Below are 21,252 nucleotides of genomic sequence, written 5' to 3'. Positions count from 1 at the left end.
AAACAGATGTTCTTTGAATCGTTTTGCTCAGCCTACCACCGGCAGGGAGCTGGCCAATAGCGAGTGACAATAATGGCTATGCCGGTGGTAAAAAACATAATCGGGGCTTATGTGCGGTATTCCATAAATCTGTTGTGTGTAAACTGAATTGCAGGGCGGTGCCGGGCTGCTAGCCTGATGGTTTTTACTCTGTCGGGAATAATGCTATGAAGATCACCGATGCACGCGTTATCGTCTGCAGTCCGGGGCGCAATTTTGTAACCCTCAAAATTGAAACGGATCAGGGTCTGTACGGTATCGGCGATGCCACCCTCAATGGCCGCGAACTGGCGGTGGCCAGCTACCTGACAGAGCATATGATCCCCTGTCTGATTGGCAAAGATGCCGGTCAGATTGAAGATATCTGGCAGTTTTTTTATCGTGGTGCCTACTGGCGCAGAGGCCCGGTGGGTATGACCGCGCTGGCGGCCGTGGATATGGCGCTGTGGGACATTAAGGCCAAGGCTGCCAATATGCCGCTGTATCAGTTGCTTGGCGGGCGTAGCCGCGACAAAGTGCTGGTGTATGGGCATGCTAATGGCAAAGATATTGAGGATACCATCGACGCGGTGGCCAAATATCGCGAGCTGGGTTATCAGGCTATCAGGGCCCAGTCTGGTGTTCCGGGCCTGGCGTCTACCTACGGTGTGTCTAAAGATACGTTGTTTTATGAACCGGCTGATGCCGATCTCCCCAGCGAAAACCTTTGGTCTACCAGCAAGTATCTGAACCATGTACCGCAATTGTTTGCCGAACTGCGTCGCCAGTTCGGTGGCGAGGTGCATCTGCTGCATGATGTGCATCATCGCCTCACGCCCATTGAAGCCGCGCGGCTGGGTAAGGAACTGGAGCCTTTCAGGCTGTTCTGGCTTGAAGATGCGGTCACCGCTGAATTACAGGAAGGTTTCCGGCTGATCCGTCAGCACACCACCACGCCGCTTGCGGTGGGTGAAGTATTTTCTTCCATCCATGATTGCCATCAGTTGATCAGCGAGCAGTTGATTGACTATATCCGTACCACAATAGTGCATGGCGGCGGAGTGACCCATCTGCGCCGGATCGCCGCATTGGCGGAGTTGTACCATGTGCGCACCGGATTTCATGGGGCCACGGATCTGTCACCGGTGACCATGGGCACGGCGCTGCATTTTGATACCTGGGTACCCAATTTCGGTATTCAGGAATATATGCGCCACACTGAACAGACCGATGAGGTCTTTCCTCACGACTATCGTTTTAAACAGGGCTATCTGTATTGTGGCGAATCGCCGGGCCATGGTGTGGATATTGACGAGAAACTGGCGGCCAGATATCCCTATAAAAGGGCCTATCTTCCGGTTAACCGGCTGGAGGATGGCACGCTGTTTAATTGGTAGCAGCAACGAGCAACGGACTACAGCCTGCAGATAACAACATCCACTGGCAGGCCACCGTGGTATTCACCACAGTGGTCTGAATAACGGGCTGCAAAGGTAGGGGGAAACCCGCACCTGTGGCAAAATACTCTCTAATCGCCATTCTTGTTCAGTTCCATTATGAGTAGCAAGCCATTAAGGGTACAGGTGGGTTCCACCAATCCGGTTAAAATCGATGCCGCCAGACAAACCTTTGTCAGACTGTTTGCCGATACTGATATCCAGTGTCATGGCATTGCAGCCCCTTCGGGGGTGGCTGACCAGCCGATGACGGAGGCCGAAACCCTTCAGGGTGCCATTAACCGCGTGGCCTATTGCCGTAAACATCAATCTGCCGATTACTATCTGGCTATGGAAGGGGGCGTGGACCGTTTTGAGCATGGCCCGGCCACCTTTGCTTATGTGGTTATCGCTAATCAACAGCACCAGTCTGTGGGGCGCAGTGCTAACCTGCCGTTACCGCTTGTCGCCTGGCAGGCTTTGTGTCAGGGCGAAGAGCTGGGCGATGTGATGGACCGGTTGTTCGATACCCGCAATATCAAACAACAGGGTGGCGCTATAGGGCTGTTGACCAATGGTTGTGAGAGCCGTGAAAGTGCCTATCGTCAGGCGCTGATCATGGCGATGACGCCTTTCTTACATCCGACGCTATACGGAGAATAATATGCAGTATCAATGGATCCTGTTCGATGCCGATGACACCTTGTTTGACTTCGATGCCTTTGCCGGTCTGAGACTGGCCTTTGCCCGGTTTGAACTGGACTTTGCCGAACAGGATTTCAACCTGTTTCTGGACGTCAGCATGCCTTTGTGGCGGGATTATCAGGAGGGGCGAATCAGCTCAGCGGAATTACAACGCCGCCGTTTTGAGCATTGGGCGGCCAGACACGGTCTTGATGCTTCCGTTATTAACGAAGCCTTTGTTGAGGCTATGGCCGATAGTAGCAGGCTGTTACCCGGTGCAGCGGAACTGCTTGAGGCACTCGCTGGCAAAGCGACGCTGGGCATTATTACCAACGGTTTTACCCAGATGCAGCAGCCAAGACTGGATAACAACAAGGTCAGTCATCACTTCGAGCACCTGGTGATTTCCGAACAGGTCGGAGTGGCCAAACCTCATCCGGATATTTTTGAGCACACCTTTAAGCTGTTGGGCAACCCGCCCAAAGACAATATTCTGATGGTCGGTGATAATCCCCATGCAGATGTTCAGGGTGGCATCAATGCCGGTATCCATACCTGTTGGCTGAATCATCATGGTCAGGCCAGGCCCGAAGGCATTACGCCCCATCATGAAGTGCAGGATTTGCACCAGCTCAGGGCGTTGCTGGAAGCGTAATAGCCATTTGGACAATATGGCTACTGAGTTGAAAGGGAGAGGGTGTTGGTTTGATTGTGAACACTCCACAGCATGGACGCTGTGGTGGAGCGTCCAGGGACGGATTTTCTTCTCATTCACTGACCACACTGGCCCTGACCTTCATTATTGGCCAGGCGCACATTGGCCAGTTGGATTACCGTACCGGCACTGCCCTGCAGCACCAGCGGGCTGGTAACCCGGGTCATATCCATATCGGTAAAGCAGCGCAGGGGGACTTTGAGACTCTGCCAGCCCCGGCCCTGCTGTTCTGAGAAGTATTCGGTGAAATCCAGACTGGCCCCACAATCACTGCCACATGCCATGCCGATTGACAGCGAAGTGTTATCGGTAAGGGATAGCAGCTGGTATTCAATTTCCAGTGCCATATCTCCTTCTGCCAGGCGGGCCAGATCTACCGTCGCGCCTGTATCATGGGCCAGCGCCAGCACACCATCTGCTGTAAAGCTAATCACCACCGAGTCTTCCTGCTGGTGGCGATCGGTCGCCTCCGCGCTGATTGCGCCATGTGTGGAGTGTTGCAGCGCATCGGTGACCACAGTCATGTCGCCCCTATCCACTAACTGCAATTGCCAGGGCCTGACAGCCTTACCGGCATACAGATAGCGTCCGACGTTGAGGATCTGGGCCGGATCCAGGCCGGATTCTTCGCTCAGTTGCGGCACATTAAGCTTATCGTCGTAGCTCAGACCATAGTCATAGGCGAATAAGGGAGCATAACCGACATCGCCGAGGTTCAGTGGTTCGCCTTTAGCGTTATCGGGCCAGGAGAACGACAACCTGCCCCGAAAATCATGGCGAATGGTACCGTCGGCAGCCCGGAACAGCAGATCAGCAATGGCTCCGCCCTCGCTACCCGGTAAAAAAGCCGCCACAAAAGCATCGGACTGATTTAACTCAGGATTGACCCATAAGGGCCGGCCGGACAAAAACACCGACACGGTGGCAATACCCTTAGCTTTCAGTTCGCTGAGGATTGCCAGAGCACGGCCATCATCGAAAGCCAGGTGGGAACGATCACCGATAAACTCCGCATAAGGCTGTTCGCCGAATACGACGATGGCGACATCAGGCTTTTCCCTGTAACGCCCGTTGGCACTGAGCTCGACACTGCCACCGGCAGCTTCTACTGCCTGCCGGATACCGTCGAAAACCGACTCGCCATTTGGAAAGTCACTGTTACTATTGCCTGTGCCCTGCCAGCTGAGGGTCCAACCACCGGTTTGTTTGCCAATATTATCGGCGCCGTCACCGGCGACCAGTACCCGGCTGCTGGCTGAAAGGGGTAGCAGATTATCGTTGTTTTTCAGCAGCACCAGCGACTTGCGCGCCGCTTCGCGGGCCACGGCCCGGTGTTCTGGGGCTCCGAGCAGTTCATAGCGCCCCGCCAGTGGTCGTGCTGAGGGCGTGATCTGCTCAAACAGGCCCATTTCTGCCTTGATTCTGAGTACACGACTGACGGCCTGACCCAGTCTGGCCTCGCTGATACGGCCGTCTTTTACCTGGGCAAGCGTGTTGTGATACAGCGTTTGCCAGCTGTCCGGGGCCATAAACATATCCAGGCCGGCATTCACGGAAGCAGGACAATCTGTGGGCTCGCAGCCCTCTATCTGACCATGACCGTTCCAGTCACCCACGGTAAAGCCATCAAAGCCCATGCGTCCTCTCAGCACATCGGTGAGCATAGGCGCAAAACCATGCATCTTGTGACCATGCCAGCTGTTGTAAGATGCCATCACTACCCGCGCTCCGGCCTCGATGGCGCTGTAGTAGGGCGCACCGTGAATGTCCCGCAAGCTGGCTTCACTGTCCTGGTTGCCCCCTGATCTTTGCCGTTCAGGGTGCCACCGTCACCGAGAAAATGTTTTACCGTGGCCAGCATATGCTGACCTTGCAGAAAGTCCTCGCTGCCAGGTTGACCCTGAATGCCCTGTAAGATCTGCGGCGCGTATTCGGCGACCCTGGCCGGATGCTCACTGTAGGATTCATAAGTGCGGCCCCAGCGGTCATCCCTGGCCACGGCAATGGTGGGGGCAAAGGTCCAGTCCAGCCCGGTCACCTGCATTTCGATAGCCGTAATACGGCCAATTTCCCGTAGCAGTTGCGGCTCACCCATGGCGCCCAGACCAATATTATGGGGGAAAATGGTGGCCCCTTTGACATTGCTGTGGCCATGCACTGCATCTGTGCCCCACATCACCGGAATATAAGGCCGACCGTCACTGGTGTCGGTGGAGGCGGCCCAGAACTGATCTGCCAGCTCCAGCCAGGCGCGGGCACCCGCCCGGTTGTCGCGCCCGGGTGCAGAATTACCACCATTGAGTACGCTGCCAAGATAGTAATCACGCACCTGCTGCGGGGTTACGGAGGCTATGTCGGCCTGAATAATCTGACCGACTTTCTGTTCCGGCGTCATCTGTTTCAGGAGCTCACGGACCTTTGTCTCTATGGCGTCATGTCGTGTTATGGGGGAAGACTGGGCTGGCCAGTTATCCGGGGTGATCACAGGGGCCTGCGATGAGGCTTGCTGTACTTTATCGGCGACATTATTGCCAGCCCGGTCACAGCCTCCCAGAATCAGGGCACAGCTCAGTGCCAGAGCAATCCTTGTGGCCGTTGACCGATGCAGTCTGGCGCCAACCCTTCTGATGGTCCGTTTTTGTGTTGTTGTCATCTGTTGTATCACTCCCGGATTATTTCTGACTGGCTCAGATAGGCCTTACTGGCACTGACATCGGTTTTTTCACCGCTGATTGTGATGTCGTCCTCAAGGCGAATATCCGCCGAGGAGCTGCCGATCATCAGTTTGATGTCACCGGGCTCTACGACCCAGTTCATATTGATATCGAAAAAGGCCAGCAGGTTAACCGGCAGGTTAAAGTTTACAGTGGCGCTTTCACCTGCTTTAAGTGGCACCCGGGCAAAGCCTTTGAGCTCTTGTACCGGGCGGGTGGCACTGGCCACCGGATCGTTGATATACAGCTGCACGACTTCGGTAGCGTCGTACTTACCGCTGTTGGTTAATTTCAGGCTGACGTTTACCTCACCATTGGCCCGGGCCTTGCTGGCATCTATCTTCAGATCGCTGTAGCCGAAACGGCTGTAACTCAGGCCATGGCCGAAGGGATACAGAGGGCTGATATCGTCAAACAGGTAACCCCGTTTGGCAGAAGGCTTATGGTTATAATAGGCGGGCACATGACCGGCACTGCGCGGGAAAGTAAGGGGTAGCTTACCCGAAGGGCTGACGTCGCCAAACAACACATTGGCCACCGCGCTGCCGGTTTCCTGGCCCAGATACCAGGCTTCGATTATTGCCGGCATGGAATCGGCCAGTTCGCCCAGGGCCAGCGGCCTGCCGTTGGTCAGAACCAGTACCACAGGCTTGCCGGTGGCCAGCACTGCTTTGGCCAGTTTAAGCTGATTGCCCACCAGTTGCAGGCGGGTTCTGTCTCCCAGATGATCATCGCCCCAGGCCTCCCGGGACACGCCTTCGTTTTCGCCCAGCACCAGCACCACCGCATCGGCCTTCTGAGCAAGACTGACCGCTTGCTCCAACAGGCCCTGACGGTCAGTCTCATCGGCCAGTACAATTTGATCATGGTTCCAGCGCTGCATCGACTGAGTGCCAGCTTTTTTGCTGCGCTCGCTGATATCCGGCACAGGTTTGATCAGCATGGTGCCGGGGGCATAATGCACCTGCGCCTTGTCGGCCAGTTTTTGTTGCAGCCCTTCGACAATGTTCACCGTCTGGCGTGGAATACTGCTGTAGCCGCCGAGCAGGGTTTCATTGGCATGGGGGCCGATCACCGCCAGATTTGCGATCTTGTCTGCATTCAGCGGCAGGGTGCCGTCGTTTTTAAGCAGCACCATGGATTTTTCTGCTATCTGGCGCGCAAAGTCACGCTGTTGCGCGGCGCCGACCCGTTCATCAGCCAGGCTGGCATCCACAAAGGGATTTTCGAATAAGCCGAGGCGGAATTTCATCGCCAGTACCCGGCGCACAGAGCGGTCGATCGCGGCCTCATCCAGCTGACCTGAGTTTACCAGCTCAGCGAGGTGCAAAAAGGCCCTGGGATCCGGGGTTTCCATATCCACCCCGGCCAGCAATGCTGCTCTGGCCGCCTCCGCCTCATTTGCATAAAGACTGTGTCTTGTGTTGAGCTCATGTATGGCGAAGTAATCACTGACTATTACGCCGTCAAAGCCCCACTGATGACGAACAATGTCTTCCAGCAGGGGCTGATTAATATGTGATGGAATGCCATCAATTTCATTGTAGGAAGCCATAATGCTGCCAGCGAAGGAGAGTTTTACCGCCGCCTCAAAGGGGGGCAGGAACACCTCGTGCAATTCCCGCGGACCAATTTGTGCCGGGGCAATATTCACCCCGGCCTGGGGCTGGCCATGGCCGGTCAGATGTTTCAGTGTGGCGACCACCTTATCGGTGGCAAAAGGCGCATTGGCTGATGACAGGCCCTGAAAGCCCTTTACACCGGCGACGCCCATAGCGGTTTGCAGGTAGGGGTCTTCACCAAAGGTTTCCTCAATCCGCCCCCAGCGTGGATCGCGGGCAATATCCAGAATAGGTGTCAGCGCCCAGTGGCCACCGGTAGCGCGCATTTCACTGGCGGCCAGGGCATAGATGTCGTGCAGATCCTGCGGTGACCAGCTACTGGCCAGCGCAATGGCCTGTGGGAAACTGGTGGCATCGAAAGCCACATATCCATGCAGGGCTTCTTCATGCATCAGTGCCGGAATGCCCAGACGGGTCTGTTCTTTGAGCCAGCGCTGGGCGGCATTATTGAATTCGGCGGTCTGACGCGGTGTTTTGAACTCGCTGGGCCGGGCGATATGACCGATACCAACAGGCATGATTTGCGCGGCTTTTTCTGCCACAAATCTGTGCTGCTCGTCTTCCATATCCCGCCGTCGGTGCCAGAGGGTCTGCAACTGGGCGACCTTTTCTTCCAGCGTCATACGGGACAGCAAATCTGCGACCCGTTGGTCTGTGGTCAGGCTGCTGTCCCAATAGGGCAGGTCGTCCGCCTGCGCAGTGATTACCATGCCAGCTCCCAGCAGTGCACAGAGCAGTTGCTTACCCATAACCTTCTCCTGTTATTCCTGATAAGGACGCAAGGTCTGAATACGGCCTTGTGAGTCATAGTGAATTTCAGCCATTTTCACCGAGCGCAGATGCGTGACCCCACCGGAGAGGATCGAATCGTGATAGAACAGATACCATTTCCCCTGGACTTCACAGATGCTGTGATGAGTGGTCCAGCCCACTACCGGCTCTAAGATCCGTCCCTGATAGGTGAAGGGGCCATAGGGGGAATCACCGGTGGCGTAACAAATGTAGTGGCTGTCGCCGGTGGAATAGGAAAAATAGTACTTACCCTGATATTTGTGCATCCAGGAGGCCTCGAAGAAGCGCCTGTCGGTATCACCGGCCAGTAGCGGCTTGCCCTGCTGATCCAGAATCTGAATTTCTACAGGGTCTTCATCAAACTCCAGCATATCGTCGGTGAGTCTCGCCACAATGGGGCCAAGAGCGGGCCCACCGGCAGTGGGCTCCTGGTATTGCTCATTGTATTGATTGTCACGGTAATGCTGTAGCTGACCGCCCCAGATACCGCCAAAATACAGATAGAAGCTACCGTCATCGTCTTCGAATACGGCCGGGTCAATCGAGTAACTGCCCTGAATAGGTTCGGGCTGGGGAATAAACGGCCCGGTTGGCGAGTCGCCTGTGGCGACGCCGATCTGGAAAATGCCGTCAGCCCGTTTGGCGGGAAAATAGAAATAGTATTTGTCACCTTTTCTGGCCGCATCGGGCGCCCACATCTGCCGTTCGGCCCAGGGGACATCTTTTATATGCAGAGCCACGCCATGATCCGTTGCCGGGCTGTCCGGGGCATCCATCGACAATACGTGATAATCCTGCATACCGAAATGATCGCCGTTGTCATTGAATGGGATGCCAGCATCAATATCATGAGAGGGGTAAATATAAATGCGGCCGTCGAACACATGGGCGGAAGGGTCGGCGGTATAGATATGCTCTACCAGCGGCTGAGAGATTGCCTTTGCTTTCAGGCTGGCATAATCGGATTCTGACATATTACTCCCCTGTCTGAATTTGCACGGCTGAACGTCGGCTGCTCAGCTCGTGCTCTATCTGAATTTCTTTGCGTTTGTTGATCTCGTACAGAAACATGCAGCCCACTGCGAGCAAAAAGGGCAGGGCGGCAAACAGGCTGACCGAGAGCAGAATGCCATTGACGGTCTCGGCGCTCTGAATAGTCAGTTCGGTGTCATAGCCGTAGTGAGCCAGTACACCGGCAACCAGCGCGCCGCCGATACTCAGCCCCAGTTTGAGGCCGAAAATCATGGCTGAAAAGATAATGGCGGTGGCCCGGCGGTGATTCTTCCACTCAGAATAATCGGCCACATCGGCAATCATCGCCCATAGCAATGGGATGGTGATGCCATAGAAAAAGCCATGTAATAACTGCGACAGAAATACCAGGCCTGTGGCATCAGGCGGGAAAAGATAAAACACCAGAATAAACAGACTGGAGAGAAACAGGGCGGCGGCAAACACATCCCGCTTGCCAAAGCGGTCTGCCAGAAATTTGGAAAAGCCTATGCCGAGGATCATGCAGATGATACCGCCGGCATTGAACAGACTAAACCCTGAGGTTGCGGCGTCTTTGGGCCACAGAAATTCATTCAGCCCCATACCGGTGAGTACTGTGTTCAGCCCTGCAATAAACGCATTAAAACCGATATCTTCAAGGAAGCGTGCAGTGTGCTGATCACTCAGATAATGTTCAAAATAGAAAATATACATGCCGCCTTTCAGAGACAGGGTAATAAACACCAGTACTGTCACCACCAGCATAATGGCCCAGGGCTTGTTACGTACCAGATCACCAATATCTTCTTTAATACTGGAACCCTTTGTGGCGATAGTAAGCACTCGCTCTTTAGTGGTAATAAAGGTGATCAGAAAAAACACAATCCCCACGCAGGCAAACAGGGTCATGGTATTCTCGAAGCCCACCGCCTTGTCGCCATCGCCGAGAATCAGAACCAGCGGCAGTAACAGTGCCTGAATAATAAACTGCGCAACCATCACCGCCACGAAACGGTAAGCCGACAGGCTGTTGCGATCAGCCATATTGCCGGTCAGTACCCCGCTTAAGGCCGAATAGGGCAGGTTATTGGCAGAATAAACCAGCACCAGGATCACATAGGTAACAAAGGCATAAATGATCTTGCCCTCGGGGCTGAACGCCGGTGTACTGAATGCCAACAGGGCAATGACACCAAAGGGAATGGAGGTCCACAGGATCCAGGGGCGGAACTTGCCCCAGCGGGTCTGGGTCCGGTCGGCAATGATGCCCATTACGGGATTGAAAAAGGCGCCGATAATGCCACCGGTAAAAATAATGGTCGCTGCCGCACCGGCGGGGATCTTATACACATCGGTATAGAAAAAGGCCAGAAAGGTCATCAGAGTCTGGAAGATCAGATTGGCGGCCAGGTCGCCGAGGCTGTAACCAACCTTTTCGGTAACACTGAGTTTCTCCGTATCGGTCGTTATCCGGGCCTGTTGATCATTTGCGGCAAGGGTGTCGGTACTGCTGGTCATGGTTGTTGCTCATTCAGTTGAGTGGGAAGCCAGGCCTGATACTGCCCGCTGACATGCAGCAGAGCCATCATATACAACATGCCATCATAGTAGCGATGCCGGCCAGCGGGTATGCTCTGCTGCCACAGGGCATGGACAAAATCTTCCGCCACCGGGCGGGTGGCTGCGAGGCTGGCCACTGCATTCATGGCCACCAGACCTGTGGTCTGAGCGTTATCCAGTTTTTTGCCATCGAGACTGTACTGGCTGACATAATTGTCCAGGCCTTCGCTGGCAAAAAAGGCCTGTAATCTGTCACTAAGCTGCCGGGCACGGGGATCCTGTCGCCACCAGCTCCAGTCAAAAGACCAGTTCATGGCGGTGCGCCAGGCATCAAAACGAAAATCTTTTGATTCCGGTCGCCAGGGGGCCGCCCAGGGGCTGCCATCAAAATTACCATAGTCCGGCGTCAGGCCCGTTTTGGGATGGGCAGCGAGGCTGAAATAATCACGGCTTGCATGCGCTGCCCGCTTCCAGAATGCCCGGTCGGCCTTTGGGCCCACTCTGGCCCAGACTTCGTAAAAGGCAGGCAGATGATAGGAGGCATCAGTATGTTCTGAGTGGGCCAGATCCGGTGTAAAGCGCACCATGGCGTATTCCGGATGAAACAGGTTAGTGGCGCTTTGTTGACCTTTTATGGTGGTGCCGGTGATGATCTCGCGGTGGCGCATATGGGTAAGCAGATTGTCGGCCTGAGCCTGATAATTAAAAATACCTTCACCATCCCCCCAGCGCACCGAGGCAAAATACAAGGCCGTGGCGAAATATTCTTCGCCATCAGGTGCAGGCATGGGATCAATGATGGTGCCATCGGGGCGCACTGACCAGGCAAAATATCCGTATGCCGGATGGCTGGGATCGTCCTGATAAGTATGACTCACGGCCCAGTTCCACAGGGCATTAAATTCCTGTTGTTTGTCCAGCTGTACAGCGATCATCATGCCATAGGACATGCCTTCTGAGCGTACATCCTGATTATTGATATCTTCGATATAGGCTTTAGGGCCATGGCTATTATGGCCATCTTGGTAGTAGACCCGTTGTGTATCCCTGTCGCCGTAAAATAATTGCGTAAAGGCGCTTGCAATTTTATTGTCAATATCGGCCTGGCTGTAGCCGGCCCCGGCGAACAAATTCGGGTAGTTGCCAGAGATCGCGCCAGCGGTGGTGAGAGTTTCAGCTTCAGTTGATGGCTTATTTGCGCAGCTACTTAGCAGGACTAACAGGGCTATGCTGCCGGTGAGCCTGAGCAGGGCCGAACAAATAAACTGAAGGGGGTTTGAAGTCATAAGCGCGAATCATGTTTGTGGCTGTAATCAGGCCCAACCATACAATGTCGGGCAGACCAGTGCGTTAACGGAATGTTCTGGAATAATTATCTTTTTTAACAACCTGGCCGCTACCTGCTGTTATTGGCCGCAAATAAAACATATGCTGGATTTTCTGAATCTATGTGCCAACGGAGAGTATCTTTTGCAACAGAGTATTGAAAGTTCAGCGACTCAGGATAAAGACAACCAGGGCTTTATTCTGTTTATCAGCATCGTTGCCACCATCGGCGGTTTTCTGTTTGGTTTTGACAGTGGCGTCATCAATGGCACGGTGGATGGTCTGCAACAGGCCTTTAACTCTCAAAGTGTCGGCACTGGATTTAATGTTTCCAGTATGTTGCTCGGTTGTGCGGTGGGGGCTTTCTTCGCTGGTAGGCTGGCAGATATATATGGACGTCGGACGCTGCTGCGTATCGCCGCCATTTGTTTTGTGGTCAGCGCCTGGGGCTCAGGTATAGCAGGAAGTTCACTGGAATTTGTGTTGTACCGGGTTCTGGGCGGACTGGCTGTGGGCGGTGCGTCGGTGATGGCCCCGGCTTATATTTCCGAAGTGGCTCCGGCCCGTTACCGGGGGATGCTCACCACTATTCAGCAAATTGCCATTATCAGCGGCCTGTTTTTGTCTTTTTGCAGTAACTATCTGCTGGCCGAGTTTGCCGGTGCCTCGACGGCTGTGCTGTGGATGGATTTTAGCGCCTGGCGCTGGATGTTCTGGATGGAACTGATCCCCGCGACGTTGTTTTTATTGATGTTGCTGTTTATTCCCGAAAGCCCCCGTTTTCTGGTGCTCAAAGGTCACAGTGAAATAGCGAAGCAGGTACTGACAAGGCTGTACGGCAGCACGGCCGCACAGCGTAAAATCGATGAAATTAACGCGTCACTGGCCGATGATCATAAGCCCCGTTTTGCCGATTTAATCAGCCGCCAGACCGGCAAAGTGCGCCGTATCGTCTGGGTGGGCATTGGTCTGGCCACCTTCCAGCAACTGGTGGGGATTAACGTGGTATTTTATTACGGTGCGGTGCTGTGGCAGGCGGTGGGTTTTTCCGAATCCGATGCCTTGCTGATCAATGTGATTAGCGGTGGCCTGAGTATCGCCGCTTGTGTGATTACCCTGATGGTGATCGACAAGATTGGCCGTAAACCGCTGCTGAAATGGGGATCGGTGGGGATGACACTGACCTTAGGCCTGATGGTGGTGGCCTTTTCCAACGCTGATACGGATGGAGCAGGAAAACTGGTGATGGGCGAGTGGGGGCCGCTGGCGCTGATCAGTGCCAATGCCTATGTGTTTTTCTTTAATATGTCCTGGGGCCCGGTGATGTGGGTGATGCTGGGTGAAATGTTCCCCAATCAGATTCGCGGCTCGGGGCTGGCGGTCAGTGGGTTAGCCCAGTGGGGCAGTAATTTTCTGATTACCATGACCTTCCCTCTGCTCCTCACTGGTATCGGTCTGGCAGGGGCCTATGGCCTGTATACCCTGGGAGCGCTGATTTCTATCCTGTTTGTGGTGAAAATGGTGCATGAAACCAAAGGCACCGAACTGGAAGATATGCAGGGATAAGGGAATCAGGTCAGATTATTTGGATTCGGTCTAACTCCATGTGACACATCCCATGTGCATAGCCCGGCATAATCTGACAGTCAGCTTTGAGCCTTGAGTTCACATATGGGAATTCAAGGCACCTGTGTGCCAATTGCGGACATTTTGCATTCTGCACAATGCAAGACCTGACCCCTTACACTGACCCCGGACATTCTGCATTCTGCACAATGCAAGACCTGACCCCTTACACTCAATGCAAGACCTGACCCCTTACATGACCAAGACCTGACCCCTTACATTTCTTGCACAATGCAAGACCTGACCCCTTACATGACCCCAATGCAAGACCTGACCCCTTACATGACCCCTTACATGACCCCTTACATTCTGTGACCCCTTACATTTCTGACCCCTTACATTTCCCATATGGGAATTCAAGGCAGCCGTGTGCCAAGAGTGGTCGTTATGTACAGTTTGAGTGGACCTGCACCCAGATTACTGTGCGGCTCAATGTATTCGATCTATCCTAATGTAATTAAGTGGTCATAAGCATGATTGAAATTTAGGGCGACACAGATTTTGAAAACTCTCTTTACACTTTCTGCACCTGCTACAGAGGAGACCATCAATTTTCCTGACTGCCAAAGCAATCTTTTCTCCAAACGAGGTTGTCTTACGTATAGGCGTTGCTATACTCATACAGGAAGCTGACAGCCTATAATCACAATAAAGTTACCACAAATAATCCCCCCGAAAGGAATAACAATGAATATCTTTAACAGCGGACGCTCTAAAAAAAACATCTCTTACTTTATACTCATTCTCTCCACATTTTTTGTTGCACCAGCATTCTCCTCGCTACAATTCCAAACACAAGGAACAGAATTGGATAACGGGGTATATTCGTATTACCCAGATGAGGAAGGGGGTTCGGGGAGCTTCTCAGTATTTGTGGACAACTTTTCTGTTCCATCTTATATATCAGGAATCATCTTCGACTATGAATTAACTCCCAACACTCTTGATGAAGATATAGGGGTCAATTGGCTCGTGTTCAGGGTGTTCGAAAATAGTAGCTTCGATGAAGTTTGGGGTCCAACCCAGTTAGATCTCTGGGTTCAATATGAGCCGGAGTTAGAAACAATTTCTGGTAAGGCTTTTATTAGTTTGAAAGATTTCAGTGGTCAAGATATATCCTTCGGCTGGTCGTACATAACTGATGGTTTAGAGAACGCTGGCTTTTCGTTGTACGATATAGCACTTATCGATGAACCTAGTTCACTGTTTTACATTTTTCTTGTTTTCATACTCTTTAACTCATGGAGAATAAGAGTCGGACACTAGAACTAGCTATAACGGTTCGCGTCGCCAATTCTTGTTTTTGGTTTAGAAGCGTTGTTGTAGGTAAGGAAAAAATGGGGGCGCACTATGATGTTCCCCCGATAAATCGGACACGCGTTGTTGTTAGGCGGCATTTTCAAACTGTACCGGAGAAAGATAGTTCAGGCTACTGTGCAATCTCTTCCGATTGTAGAACGTGCCAATGTATTGTTTCGAATCCCTTATCATTTCAACAACTACCGCCCCTTGATCGAAAAACGTCAGCAGACTCTAACATTTTATTTTGTGCTTCTAACTCGCTCTCTATCCTATTTAATAGATCAAAGCACTCATGACACCAAGGAATAAATTTAGTTTTTAACTCGCAAATCACCTCTTCCAAGTTGTCGATGTCTGACAGCTTAATTGAAAAAATTTTGTCTCCGAAATTATAATAAGAGTCTCCGACACCATATGTAATTGGCTTATTTTTCATTTTAATTTTTTTTGTGTGTATCAGTTTATCTAGTGAACTTCTAAGAAACGATGAAAGACCAATGAAGTCGGTGTCTTGATAGTCAACTTTAGAAAGATCATAGTGCCACCGCCCATGACCACGGTAACTTAATTCAATTGGTGGTAGCCAAGTTAAATCTACATATTTGCTGGAATGATCATACTTGATCTTAGAAAACACCTCTCTAATTTCTTGAGCAATTAAGTTCACCCTAAAATCAGCATTATCAATTTCCTTTAAATAAAAAAGAACCTGCATATATTCTGAGTATTTTTCTCGACATCTTTCGTAGAATTTCTTTTTAAGATCAGATGGTGAATCCCTTACGAATCTTGCCGCACTAAACTCAGCAATGCTTCTATGCATAAACACATAAGTTTCATTTTCGGGCAATAATAGATTAGTGTTAACACTTATATCATGCAATATTTCTTTAAACGCAGTGCTTTCAATGTTGTAGAAGGAGGCTACTTTAGGAAGTAACTCAACCATAGCCTCTCTATTAACTACAAACTGGCGAGTTGATACGCATAAAAAAGATAGCCCCACAAAAAAGTTTTCTAAATTTGAAACATCGAGTCCGGATTTGAATTTTCTTGAGAAATTTGGCTTACTCCTGTCATGTCTTGATATAAGTAACAAAAATAATCCATCATAGAACTCGATCATTGTTTTTGGGATTTGTTTGTTGACCTTGTAAGATATTGCAAGCATGGTAAGCATCAAAGGAGTCACAGACATTTCTGTAAGTTCATGACCCTCTCTCAGAATCTCTTTTGAAAGATCTCTTGCAATATTATTCTCCCAATAGAATAGCTTCTTAAAGAAGTTTTCAAACTCTTCGTGGTGAACATTCTGCATTCTGCTAACTACAAAATATACGGATTTTTGTATTTCCTGATCTTTTCTACTAGTTACGAGAATCTTCAAAGATGGGGTGACGCACAAACCTTCAATTTCATTGAAGGTTCTTTCAATTAAATCTTCTTTTATTTCATCAAATGCGTCAAGAAGTAGTGAAACTCGTTCATCTTCCAAAAGATAAGGTAAATGATTCTTCTTTATTTCGATGCCATAAGAGGATAGGCAACGCAATATAAGACTTTCCAGATTGTTTTCTTTATCGATTCTTCGCAGCTCGACAAAAATTGGTATTTTATACCCCTTCCTAATTTCTTTTCCAGCTAGGTGTTTTAGAAGTATGCTCTTTCCTTGTCCAGTGTTTCCCTCAATCACAACTTTTTTATTGTTGTCGATTTTATCAATATCATCTAGGTACAACGATTGTCCATGCAAGTCCAAAGAGGTCGGGTAATAGAAAGTATTTAGATTTACAGGGTTCTCTGGATTCCAAATAGTTCTAACCACCTCGCAGTTCGATGCTGTATCTTCTATGCTGTCTATTTTTATAGTTTTGCTTCTTATCTTCCTATAATAAATATTCGCGGCGCGGTCATATACTTTGGGAAGTAAAAACTTTATTACTGAGATGACAAGATCCATTTTCTAAACACCATGTATTTTGGGGTAAATGCCAAAGAATCTAGGCATTCCCCCAAAATACATGAGTTTAAACTGCTGCACAAACATTAAAAATGAAAGGGTAAAAAAGGATAAGATCCATATTAATGCTCTTACCTCTCATACCGACTGACAACATAAGCTCCAAACTTATCCTTTAATATCCGCTCCTCGCTCTTAGCTGACTGTCCGGTTGAGTCTAAACTTTTCGGGAAACGTGTCAGGTCGGGCAGAGTCATAGCGCAGCGCTATTAAGGCCTGTACTTCCTAATACGGTGTTTCAGGCCCGGCGTCTGGTAAGCCGGGGAATATCTTCCTCTCTGGTTTCCGGCTCGGTCTGGCTGGTGGTTTTACGGGGTTTGATTTTCTCTCCCAGCACCAGCATGCAGGGGGTTAAAAACAGTGTCAGCGCAGTGGCAAACACCAGTCCTCCTGCGATGGCGCTGGACATCTGGGTCCACCATTGGGTGGAGGGCGCGCCAAAGCCAAGGCTGGGCTCGAGCAGATTGACGTTGACCGCCAGCACCATGGGCATCAGCCCCAATACTGTGGTAACAGATGTCAGCAGTACCGGTCTTAAACGCAGGCAACCCGTTTCCAGTGCGGCCTGTTGTGGTGACAGGCCGTCATCGCGCATCTGGTTATAGGTGTCGATGAGTACAATATTATTGTTTACCACAATGCCCGCCAGGCCGATAATCCCCATGCCCACCATGACCACGCCAAAGCTCTGGCCATTCACCAGCAGCCCCAGCAATACCCCGGCGGTGGAAAAAACAATGGCGGAGAGCACCAGCAGGCTCTGATACCAGCTGTTAAATTGCACCAGCAGGATCATCAGCATCAGAAAGATGGCGGTGATAAAAGCGCGGATAAGAAACATCATGGCCTCTTCCTGATCGGCACTTTCGCCGGCGGCTTTTATCGACACACTGTCCGCTATATCCAGTTCACTGGCATACAGGGCCTGCAGCCGTTCGCTGACCTGATAACCTTCAGCAAGGTCCGATTTTATGGTGATGGCGCGACTACCATCAATGCGCTTAACAATACTGGTTTTTGGTGCCGGCTGCAGTTTCACAAAATTACTCAGCGGCACCTGTCCGCGCGGGGAGTTAACCGTCAGACGGCTGAGCTGATCTAATGAACGCCAGTCCTTTGGAAAGCGTACGCGAATATCCACCTCATCACTGGCGTATTCAGGGCGGAATTTGGCCAGCAGCAGACCATTACTTATCATCTGTACGGCGTTACCTACTGTCAGCACATCGGCACCGAAGCGTGCAGCGGCGGCGCGATCAACCAGCAACCGCCATTCCACCCCGGCTAAGCTGCGATCATCTTCGATATCAACAAAGCCCTCCATCTGCTGCATCTGAGCGATGATCTTTTCCACCGCCTGTTCGGTGGCTTCGTTGTCCATACTGCTGACCTGCAACTCGACCGGTTTGCCGGCTGCCGGTCCGCCTTCCTGCTCACGGAATTCGAGAATAATACCGGGAATATCTGCAGTCAGTGAGCGCATTTCTTCGAGTATCTCTGCCGCCCGCCGGCGCTGATGCCAGTCGATAAACTGAAACTGCAGGGTGCCAATCACATCCGGCGCCAGTTCACCGCTGGCACTGGCCAGCGAGCGGGCATACAGGGCCTTGACTTCAGATAAGCCAAGCAGGCGCTTTTCGACCTTTTGCAGCAGGGCGTCTTTTTCATAAATTGACATATCGCCACGGGCTCTGACCCAGACCTGGGCTGACTCAGGCTCAACGGAGGGGAAAAATTCCAGGCCATGGTTGTATTTCCAATAGGCAATGTAAATCACAATAATGGCGCCGATGGTGCCCATAAAGGTCAGGACAGGCCGTCGCAGCAGATGACCGAGGATACTGCCATAAGCCTTTCCTCCGACACTGTTTTTAAGCTCGTGAACCCGGTTTCGACGGCGGCTGACACTGCCCATAACCGGCAGAAATATCAGCGCCATAAACAGCGATGCCAGCAAACAGAGGATCACTGTAGCTGGCAGGTACTTCATAAACTGGCCGACCACACCGGGCCAGAACAACAGCGGCGTGAATACCGCGATGGTGGTGGCGGTGGAGGCAATAATAGGCCAGGCCATACGGCTGGCGGCATTGGCCCAGGCCCGTTTGGGTTGCTGGCCTTCAGCCAGATTCCTGTCTGCCAGCTCGCTGACCACAATGGCGCCATCCACCAGCATTCCGGCAACCAGGATCAGGGCAAACAGCACGATAATGTTCATGGTATAGCCCAGCATATAGATCATCAGTATGCCGGCAAAAAATGCTCCCGGTATGGTAATACCTACCAGCACCGCCGAGCGCATGCCCATGGTGGCGATAATCAGGATCAGCACCAGCACCACAGCAGTCAGTACATTATTGAGCAGATCCGAGAGCATGGTTTTGACATCTTTGGACTGATCCATGATGTAGTTTACCTTCATGCCCTCGGGCAGAAGGCTGTCGGCCTGTTCAATAATCTGTTTGGTCTGCTCTATGGTGGAGATGATATTGGCACCGCTGCGTTTTTTAATCTCCAGTACCACCGCAGGCTGCCCGTTGATGCGGGCAAAGCCAAGAGGATCTTTAAAGGTGCGGTTGATGGTGGCCACATCGGCAAAGGTGATAACGGTGTCGCCCTCTACCTTGATGGGTATAGACAGCACATCATCCAGATCCTCTATCACCCCCGGTACTTTCATTGCCATGCGGCCGGCACCGGTGTCCAGACTACCGGCGGCCACCAGGCGGTTATTGTTGGAGACCAGGCTGAAAAGTTGCTGATAATCCAGACCGTAACCTTCCAGTACCTGCGGATCGACCACGATTTCGAGTAAATCTTCGCGGTCACCACCAATATCCACCTCCAGCACCTCGGGAATGGACTCGATGTTCTCTTTTAACTGGCGGGCGATAAATACCAACTGACTTTCTGAAACCGGACCGGACAGACCGACCGACAATACCGGGAACAGGCCGACATTGATTTCGTTGACGGTGGGCTCTTCCGCTTCACTGGGCAGTTTGGCCCGGGCTGCGTCCACCTTGACCCGCACATCTGACAGCGCCTGATCGGCGTCAAAGCCGGCATCGAACTCCAGCATCACCGAGGCATGACCTTCACTGGCGGTAGAGGTCATCTTTTTGATGCCCTCTAAGGAGCGCAATTCGTGCTCCATGGGCCTGACAAGTAAGCGTTCGCCATCTTCCGGGCTGATGCCATCCAGGGTCATGGACACATACATCAGGGGAATAGCTACATCCGGATTGGCTTCCTTGGGAATGGACTGATAAGCGGTAATCCCGGCGATAAATAAAAACAGCAATAACATGATACTGGCACGGCTGCGTTGAATCGCCGCGCGAATCATCTCGCTCATGAGCTTACCTCAGTGGTGCGCACAACGTCTCCTGGCTGCACAAAACCGGCGCCCTGAATGATGATTTGTGCCCGTTCCGGCAAACCGCTGACCCAGGCGCCATCGTTGGTGGCGGAGAGGATGCTGACCGGATAAAACTCCACCTGTTTTTGCTGATTAACCACCGAAAGCCCCAGGTTACCGCTGTCATCCAGGCTCAGCAGCGCCGGTGACACATAATGGGCGGGCACACTGCCAAGGGCTATTTCCACCGTGGCGCTGCCACCGGCGATGCGCCAATGCTGCGGGTTGGGGGCCGTGATCTCGATATAAAAACTGCGGGTGGAGGTGTCGGCAGCCGCGCTGATAAAGCTTAAGGTGCCTTCCAGTTTGCGGCCATCGAGCAGCGTCAGGGTCGCGCTCTGGCCGATTTCCAGTTCGCTAACATGTTGCTGTGGGATCTGCGCGGTGACCTTGAGCTTGTCCAGTTGCACCAGTTGCATCAGGGCCGTGCCGCTTTGCACCAGGTCGCCCACTTCGATATGGCGGCGGTCGACCACGCCGTCAAAAGGGGCGCCGGGTTCAGTCTGACTAAGGTTAAGACGGGCGTTGTGTAATTCGGCTTCGGCCTTTGCCAGTTCACTTTCCAGCCGGGTCAGTTCAGTGGCTGAGGAAAACTGCGATTCTCCCAGGGAGCGCGCGCTTTTCAGTTCGCTTTGACGTAATTTCAGATTGGCCTGAGCCTTTGCCAGCAATGCGCTGCGGCCTTCATCGGAAATACGCAACAGCTTTTCCCCTTGCTGCACGGGCTCGCCCTGTTGCTTGTAAAGCTGTTCTATTCTGCCGCTTTGCTGTGACTTGATTTCCACCAGACGCCAGGGCAACACCTGGCCCTGTGCAATTGTTGTGGCTGCATAGGGCCGGGCCTCAGACCAGCGAGTTTCAACGCTGGTCAGTTGCGCTTTTGGAGGTTGTTGCTCTGCGGGCGCTTCGGTACGGGCACTGTAGTCATCACCACTTAACAGCCAGATGACCAGTACAATCGCCAGCACTATGGCGATGATCACGGGAGAAAAGGACATTTTTTTCAACATAAGTGCATCCCTG

The 21,252-nt window shown here is 52.0% G+C and carries 14 protein-coding genes and 2 pseudogenes; 5 read left to right on the top strand and 11 right to left on the bottom strand.

Annotated elements, in window-relative coordinates:
- Positions 1-206 precede the first annotated feature (206 nt).
- On the top strand, positions 207-1,415 hold the full coding sequence (gene manD / locus AT746_RS17575) for a D-mannonate dehydratase ManD (RefSeq protein WP_062483122.1): 1,209 nt from the start codon (positions 207-209) through the stop codon (positions 1,413-1,415).
- On the opposite strand, the gene AT746_RS19880 is transcribed toward manD, so the two are convergent.
- On the bottom strand, positions 1,405-1,557 hold the full coding sequence (locus tag AT746_RS19880) for a hypothetical protein (protein WP_156413739.1): 153 nt from the start codon (positions 1,555-1,557) through the stop codon (positions 1,405-1,407). The genes manD and AT746_RS19880 overlap by 11 nt on opposite strands.
- A 17-nt stretch (positions 1,558-1,574) precedes the next feature.
- Between AT746_RS19880 and yjjX the strand changes: the two genes are divergently transcribed.
- Positions 1,575-2,117, top strand: a complete 543-nt coding sequence (gene yjjX / locus AT746_RS17570; protein ID WP_062483121.1) for an inosine/xanthosine triphosphatase — start codon at positions 1,575-1,577, stop codon at positions 2,115-2,117.
- 1 nt (position 2,118) lies between these two features.
- A complete protein-coding gene (gene yjjG / locus AT746_RS17565) occupies positions 2,119-2,793 on the top strand; it encodes a pyrimidine 5'-nucleotidase (protein ID WP_062483119.1) in 675 nt (224 codons plus the stop codon).
- A 116-nt stretch (positions 2,794-2,909) separates the two neighbouring features.
- Here the strand turns inward: yjjG and AT746_RS20120 are convergent, their stop codons facing one another.
- The 6 genes and pseudogenes from AT746_RS20120 to AT746_RS17535 all read right to left on the bottom strand — a co-directional run bounded on the left by AT746_RS20120 (position 2,910) and on the right by AT746_RS17535 (position 11,820).
- On the bottom strand, positions 2,910-3,377 hold the full coding sequence (locus AT746_RS20120; protein ID WP_231731091.1) for a putative glycoside hydrolase: 468 nt from the start codon (positions 3,375-3,377) through the stop codon (positions 2,910-2,912).
- Between the two features lie 195 nt (positions 3,378-3,572).
- A pseudogene (locus AT746_RS20115) lies at positions 3,573-5,248 on the bottom strand (glycoside hydrolase family 3 protein); the annotation flags it as partial.
- Between the two features lie 266 nt (positions 5,249-5,514).
- Positions 5,515-7,938, bottom strand: a complete 2,424-nt coding sequence (locus AT746_RS17550; protein ID WP_062483113.1) for a glycoside hydrolase family 3 N-terminal domain-containing protein — start codon at positions 7,936-7,938, stop codon at positions 5,515-5,517.
- Positions 7,939-7,950: 12 nt separating this feature from the next.
- Positions 7,951-8,955, bottom strand: a complete 1,005-nt coding sequence (locus tag AT746_RS17545; protein WP_062483111.1) for a glycoside hydrolase family 43 protein — start codon at positions 8,953-8,955, stop codon at positions 7,951-7,953.
- 1 nt (position 8,956) lies between these two features.
- The gene (locus tag AT746_RS17540) at positions 8,957-10,492 is read right to left on the bottom strand and encodes an MFS transporter (RefSeq protein ID WP_062483110.1); all 1,536 of its coding nucleotides are present in this window, start codon (positions 10,490-10,492) and stop codon (positions 8,957-8,959) included.
- On the bottom strand, positions 10,489-11,820 hold the full coding sequence (locus AT746_RS17535; protein WP_062483108.1) for a glycosyl hydrolase family 8: 1,332 nt from the start codon (positions 11,818-11,820) through the stop codon (positions 10,489-10,491). Before AT746_RS17535 ends, AT746_RS17540 begins: the two co-directional genes overlap by 4 nt.
- Before the next feature lie 196 nt (positions 11,821-12,016).
- Between AT746_RS17535 and AT746_RS17530 the strand changes: the two genes are divergently transcribed.
- Together AT746_RS17530 and AT746_RS17525 are read left to right on the top strand one after the other, a co-directional pair.
- Positions 12,017-13,426, top strand: coding sequence for a sugar porter family MFS transporter (locus tag AT746_RS17530; RefSeq protein WP_062484373.1), 1,410 nt, complete (start codon positions 12,017-12,019; stop codon positions 13,424-13,426).
- Positions 13,427-14,173: 747 nt separating this feature from the next.
- The gene (locus AT746_RS17525; protein ID WP_062483106.1) at positions 14,174-14,752 is read left to right on the top strand and encodes a hypothetical protein; all 579 of its coding nucleotides are present in this window, start codon (positions 14,174-14,176) and stop codon (positions 14,750-14,752) included.
- Between the two features lie 120 nt (positions 14,753-14,872).
- Here the strand turns inward: AT746_RS17525 and AT746_RS19705 are convergent.
- From AT746_RS19705 to AT746_RS17510, 4 genes and pseudogenes are all read right to left on the bottom strand, one after another.
- Positions 14,873-14,971: pseudogene (locus AT746_RS19705) on the bottom strand (IS3 family transposase); the annotation flags it as partial.
- Between the two features lie 7 nt (positions 14,972-14,978).
- Positions 14,979-16,748 carry an NACHT domain-containing protein gene (locus AT746_RS17520; RefSeq protein WP_062483103.1) on the bottom strand — a complete coding sequence of 590 codons (1,770 nt, stop codon included), beginning with the start codon at positions 16,746-16,748 and terminating at the stop codon, positions 14,979-14,981.
- A 298-nt stretch (positions 16,749-17,046) separates the two neighbouring features.
- Entirely contained in the window at positions 17,047-20,166 is a 3,120-nt protein-coding gene (locus tag AT746_RS17515; protein ID WP_062483100.1) for an efflux RND transporter permease subunit, read from the bottom strand.
- The gene (locus AT746_RS17510; protein ID WP_062483097.1) at positions 20,163-21,239 is read right to left on the bottom strand and encodes an efflux RND transporter periplasmic adaptor subunit; all 1,077 of its coding nucleotides are present in this window, start codon (positions 21,237-21,239) and stop codon (positions 20,163-20,165) included. Before AT746_RS17510 ends, AT746_RS17515 begins: the two co-directional genes overlap by 4 nt.
- Positions 21,240-21,252 lie beyond the last annotated feature (13 nt).

Source organism: Lacimicrobium alkaliphilum, from assembly GCF_001466725.1.
Taxonomy (GTDB): Bacteria; Pseudomonadota; Gammaproteobacteria; order Enterobacterales; family Alteromonadaceae; genus Lacimicrobium; species Lacimicrobium alkaliphilum_B.
Note: the sequence above shows the minus strand (reverse complement) of the source record. Positions and strands in the feature narration are given on the sequence as shown.

Excerpts from the sequence above, each read along its gene's own strand:
- manD (WP_062483122.1), top strand. The coding sequence starts at position 207 with ATGAAGATCACCGATGCACGCGTTATCGTCTGCAGTCCGGGGCGCAAT.
- AT746_RS19880 (WP_156413739.1), bottom strand. The coding sequence starts at position 1,557 with ATGGCGATTAGAGAGTATTTTGCCACAGGTGCGGGTTTCCCCCTACCT.
- yjjX (WP_062483121.1), top strand. The coding sequence starts at position 1,575 with ATGAGTAGCAAGCCATTAAGGGTACAGGTGGGTTCCACCAATCCGGTT.
- yjjG (WP_062483119.1), top strand. The coding sequence starts at position 2,119 with ATGCAGTATCAATGGATCCTGTTCGATGCCGATGACACCTTGTTTGAC.
- AT746_RS20120 (WP_231731091.1), bottom strand. The coding sequence starts at position 3,377 with ATGACTGTGGTCACCGATGCGCTGCAACACTCCACACATGGCGCAATC.
- AT746_RS17550 (WP_062483113.1), bottom strand. The coding sequence starts at position 7,938 with ATGGGTAAGCAACTGCTCTGTGCACTGCTGGGAGCTGGCATGGTAATC.
- AT746_RS17545 (WP_062483111.1), bottom strand. The coding sequence starts at position 8,955 with ATGTCAGAATCCGATTATGCCAGCCTGAAAGCAAAGGCAATCTCTCAG.
- AT746_RS17540 (WP_062483110.1), bottom strand. The coding sequence starts at position 10,492 with ATGACCAGCAGTACCGACACCCTTGCCGCAAATGATCAACAGGCCCGG.
- AT746_RS17535 (WP_062483108.1), bottom strand. The coding sequence starts at position 11,820 with ATGACTTCAAACCCCCTTCAGTTTATTTGTTCGGCCCTGCTCAGGCTC.
- AT746_RS17525 (WP_062483106.1), top strand. The coding sequence starts at position 14,174 with ATGAATATCTTTAACAGCGGACGCTCTAAAAAAAACATCTCTTACTTT.
- AT746_RS17520 (WP_062483103.1), bottom strand. The coding sequence starts at position 16,748 with ATGGATCTTGTCATCTCAGTAATAAAGTTTTTACTTCCCAAAGTATAT.
- AT746_RS17515 (WP_062483100.1), bottom strand. The coding sequence starts at position 20,166 with ATGAGCGAGATGATTCGCGCGGCGATTCAACGCAGCCGTGCCAGTATC.
- AT746_RS17510 (WP_062483097.1), bottom strand. The coding sequence starts at position 21,239 with ATGTTGAAAAAAATGTCCTTTTCTCCCGTGATCATCGCCATAGTGCTG.